Consider the following 4241-nt stretch of genomic DNA (forward strand, 5'->3'; position numbering starts at 1 on the left):
GCTCGGGCGTTGCCGCCGCCTCGCCAAGGATTGGGAAAAATCCATCGAAAGCTCAACAGCATGGGCGCAAATCGCTTCAATCCGAATGCTCACAAGGCGCATCGCAAGGTATTGGATCTACGAATGAACTTTTGAATCGGGCTCTAAGATTTATTTTATCGCAAAACGGAAATCTGGCCACCGAAATGTGGCATAAAATACCGTTTTGTACGATATCGCATCGGAACTTTTGGGCGGCCTATTTTGCGGATAAAACCGGGAAAAGGATTCCGTGCTTTGCATTTTTGGGCTACCAATTTGCAGAATCGTTGACTTGCATTGGAAGGAAACCACTATGCCAGAAACACCCAATCCGGCAGACGTTTATGCGGGATCGAAGCTTCGGCTGCAGAGACAACTTCGAAATATGAGTCAGACAGCGCTGGCAGATGCATTGGGCATCACGTTTCAACAGGTGCAAAAATACGAAAAAGGCGTGAACCGCATCAGCGCCAGCCGTCTTCAGACGATCTGCAAGATTTTAGGCGTCCAAATCAGCTTCTTTTTCGAAGGTGGCGACAATCAGCCAACCGGAGCGACGAATGGTGAACCGGAAAATTCGAGCATTGCACCATTTTTGCGATCGAAGGATAGCGTTGCCTTGAACAAGCACTTCATCGCGATCAAGGATGCCGGCAAACGTCGTGCCGTTCTGGAGTTGGTGAAGGCGTTAGCGGAAGCGGAACAGAACGGCAAATCGGAATTGGTTAGTGAAGCTGCCGAGTTTGAATTGGCTTAAGAAACCGCCGGAAACGACCGTTTGCCGGCGCACCTTATCGCACAAAAATCTGAAATTTCTCTAATATTAGGAACCTTGCACACAAGTCCGCATTCCGGTGGCAAGGAGCCGGAAAATGCAAATCGACAGGAAACATTATCAGATAATTTTCGATCCAGTCGCCAAAGGCGCGGTCATTCTTTTGAGTATCTGGAGTCGAACCACGGGCTGCCAAATGAGAATGGCGAAGCCGAACAAAAATCCCGGCCAAAGAACCGGGATTGAAGTTTGAATGGATGGATGTGCAATAAACCGATCGGATGCAAAAAAGTTCCCATTCGCACCATCGGGATTAACACTATCTTCACAGCAAGAAATCAGCAGCCTGCAAATGAATAGCGCCTTCCAAATGGATAACCATGTTGGCCTTTCCATTGCCGTCGGTGTCAATGAAAACCGTTGTTGAATCATGGGCAGTTTCATACCGAACTTGCGGCACATGATCGGAAAAGGGCTTGGTGCCGACGAACTCAAATTGGCTTTTGATCAGGTCGGAAAGGTCGATCTTGTCATGTTGTTTTTGGGAAAAGTCTTCGATCGTGTCGGAAACGGCGGAAGTGGATTCGCTGCCGAATTCGTAGACGAAGAAATCCGCGCCAGAGCCGCCAAACAGATTGTCGGCACCATTGCCACCTTGAATGTGATCCGAGCCGCCTAAGCCTTTTAGGGTGTCATTGCCGCCGCTTCCAAAGAAGATGTTGGCCTTGTTTGTGCCGGTGATTTCGTCTTTTCCCGATGTGCCTAATAGCTGATCAGCTTCAATCAGCGAATAAAGGCCGTTATTGACAGCCACGTCGTTCCACTGTCCAGCTTTTCCTAATCCGCCGCCGGGCGACGGCCAATCGTCCAGACCAAACGCCATGCCGTCTTGATTGTGGAAGTTGTCCGGTTCGCCACCATATCCCCAATTTGTGTATGTGACTTTGGAACCGTCCGACCAAACCCATTTGCCTTCTGTGGCGATATCGTTGCCGCCGATCCATACGTATTCGGCATTGCCGCCATCTGGAGCGATGTAATGTGCTGGCCAACTCTTCATGTCTTGCTGAAGAAATTTGAAGATTGCAGCGTTCTCGCCCTTGGATGAAATTTCAGCCAAGTAGCCGCCATTCGCTACCGCGTTCGAGTTCGCATCCGACCAGTTCAAAGGTGCTTTGATAACCTCATACGAATGGCCGCCGAAGTAGAGAATTCCCGACATAATTTCCTCTCTCAATTTAGATGCTATTTCGATTTAAGAGACGCTTTTCAGAGCATCAGCTTTGAGAAGCGCAAATTCCGCTTCAGTGATGACGCCACTGTCGAGCATGGCCTTCAGATCGGCGATACGTTCCGAAACGCTCTTACTTACCACGGAATTGGCCACTGGCGCGTTGTGAGCCTTTATCGCGGCTCCAGTGGCGGAATTGTCGGAAACGATCATGACGGGCTGTGTGGTTTTACCGCATGCCCAAATCAAGGCCCAAAACCATGCGAGAATCGTCCAACCAAAAAGAAGATTCACAAGAATGATGGCCGGCTTACTCGGATGTTTCCTCCAATACGCGACCAGAGACGGCAAGATGTAGAAGAAGATAACCAGTGCCACGGCTTCCCGGTTTTGTTCAAGGAAGGTTGGAGATGCCGACTGTGCATAGGCGATGGCCGGTGCACATAACGTGCACAATGACACGACAACGGTTTGAACTTTGAATTTTCCCATCGATTTGTTTCCGCCGAATTTGCAGATGCAATACCCGATTCCAATTTTACGGGACTAATAAATCGTGGATTAAAATGGCGTGGATTGTCAAGATGTTCTTCCGCTTGTTTGCGGAAATGGACGCAAAGCAAATTCTCGCATGGAATATCCGCAAAATCCGCATTGAGCGCGGCATTTCTCAAGAACGCATGGCCTTCGATGTTGGGCTTGATCGCGCTTATTATGGTCGGATAGAGAGGGGAAAAGAAAATATCTCGCTTGGAACAGTGGATGTTCTGGCGACCGCATTTGGTGTTTCAGTTGCCGACTTGTTCAAGATGCCGTTGCCGGACGAAGAGGCACCAACCGCCCTGAAGGCCGGGCGGAAAAAGTCGTGAATTTTGGCCCTTGGCACTGTTACAAAAGGTGTTACAAAAATCTTGCGAAGAGTCAGCTAAGTAGCTGATTAATATGATTTTACTGGAATGGTCGAATGACTCTCTGTCCGCCATTCTTCATCGAAATTTCCTTAATATAATCAGGCGGAGCTGTTAGCTGCCGGCCGTACATTCCCAAATTGCCAGCCAAAGGCCTGCAGCTTTTGCAAGAAATTCGGTTTTCCTTCCCGATGATCCGCATTGATGATGGCAGCGTCAGGACAGCACAAACCGAGGCGACTAAGGAAGCACAGCGAGCCGGCATTGCCCCTGCCAAGACGAAAGGGGAGGCGGTCTATATCGGCCGGAAGCCAAGCTTTGATCGGACTCAGTTTGAGACCACTCTTGACCGAGGGAGCAAGGAGACCGGCACTTCCGAGATTGCCAGGGTCACCGGCCTCAGCCGGCAGACCATCTATAGAATCCGAGACGATGTTGCCGGCGCCGAAAAATCACTTGCGGTTTGGGGCGTCGGTTAATCGAGAATGAGGTTCGCGTGAAAGTAAGCAAAAAGGTGAAGTCTCCCGCCGATTTCGAATTGGTTTTTGGTCAGGGCATCCATCCGTTCTATCTCGGCATGGAGCCCGATCAGGTGTTTGAAGCTGCTGTGGGTTGGAAGGTCGCAGAGTTGAATCGGGAGGATGCAACAATTCAAGTTCATTTCGAAAAGGGCGGTAAGATAATCGAGGTCAGCCTCATCAACACGGTCTGGCTGTATCCCGGTTTCAATGGCGATTACCGGACGTATTGGATCTGGACGGAAGACGGTAGATTCGCAGACGGCAAGCGCCTGTCAAAGATGAACAACAGAAACATCCTGTCTAGATTTACCGGTGAGCATGCCCTGACACTGGACGAAGATTTTGAGAGTGAGGGCAAGGCCAAACTTTATGGTCACTACAAAAGCGAGGAGACTTTGCTTCTGCTGACGGAGGGACTGAAGCCTTCACTTTCGGTTTCGATGCGTAACTGGAAGTGGGAAAATTTATGGATCGAGGAGTGAGCCGGCCACTTCTGTCAGAAAAATCGACCTTACACAAACCCATGGGGGAAAAATGGCAGGCGCTGCATTATTGTTGAAGGATGGTGTCGTTTACGTCGTTCCCGACATCCCAAATTCACTCGGTGCTTCTTCTCCAAAGGGTCCGATAAAGGTCCTAGTACCTCTGCACAGAGGATTTGACGGTTTGGTTTGGCTGCAATGTTGGCAGGCAGTTGTGGTGGATGAGTAGTTCGACACTGCGTGCGATGCGTGGCTGCCTGCGGATCAGGCCGTTGCTTTCGAGCGTGAGCAGCATCTGGTGGA

The 4241-nt window shown here is 50.0% G+C and carries 6 protein-coding genes and 1 pseudogene; 5 read left to right on the forward strand and 2 right to left on the reverse strand.

The window, feature by feature from the left end; genetic code table 11:
- Positions 1-127 (forward strand): annotated as a pseudogene (locus AC1DYF_RS40035) (IS5/IS1182 family transposase); the annotation flags it as partial.
- A gap of 207 nt (positions 128-334) precedes the next feature.
- Positions 335-778 (forward strand): helix-turn-helix domain-containing protein, encoded by a 444-nt coding sequence (locus AC1DYF_RS40040; protein ID WP_477884462.1) that lies wholly within the window; start codon positions 335-337, stop codon positions 776-778.
- Between the two features lie 343 nt (positions 779-1121).
- On the opposite strand, the gene AC1DYF_RS40045 is transcribed toward AC1DYF_RS40040, so the two are convergent.
- Both AC1DYF_RS40045 and AC1DYF_RS40050 read right to left on the reverse strand, forming a co-directional pair.
- Complete coding sequence (locus AC1DYF_RS40045; RefSeq protein ID WP_477884463.1) at positions 1122-2018, reverse strand: M10 family metallopeptidase C-terminal domain-containing protein; 897 nt, start codon at positions 2016-2018, stop codon at positions 1122-1124.
- Positions 2019-2051: 33 nt separating this feature from the next.
- Entirely contained in the window at positions 2052-2519 is a 468-nt protein-coding gene (locus AC1DYF_RS40050) for a superinfection immunity protein (protein WP_477884465.1), read from the reverse strand.
- Positions 2520-2593: 74 nt separating this feature from the next.
- On the opposite strand from AC1DYF_RS40050, the gene AC1DYF_RS40055 reads away from it, so the two are divergent.
- From AC1DYF_RS40055 to AC1DYF_RS40065, 3 genes are all read left to right on the forward strand, one after another.
- A complete protein-coding gene (locus AC1DYF_RS40055) occupies positions 2594-2896 on the forward strand; it encodes a helix-turn-helix domain-containing protein (RefSeq protein ID WP_477884467.1) in 303 nt (100 codons plus the stop codon).
- Positions 2897-3075: 179 nt separating this feature from the next.
- Positions 3076-3414 carry a helix-turn-helix domain-containing protein gene (locus AC1DYF_RS40060; RefSeq protein WP_477884469.1) on the forward strand — a complete coding sequence of 113 codons (339 nt, stop codon included), beginning with the start codon at positions 3076-3078 and terminating at the stop codon, positions 3412-3414.
- Between the two features lie 17 nt (positions 3415-3431).
- Positions 3432-3938 carry a hypothetical protein gene (locus AC1DYF_RS40065; protein ID WP_477884471.1) on the forward strand — a complete coding sequence of 169 codons (507 nt, stop codon included), beginning with the start codon at positions 3432-3434 and terminating at the stop codon, positions 3936-3938.
- Positions 3939-4241: the final 303 nt, after the last annotated feature.

The sequence above is a fragment of the Rhizobium sp. P2_G9 genome (assembly GCF_056403475.1).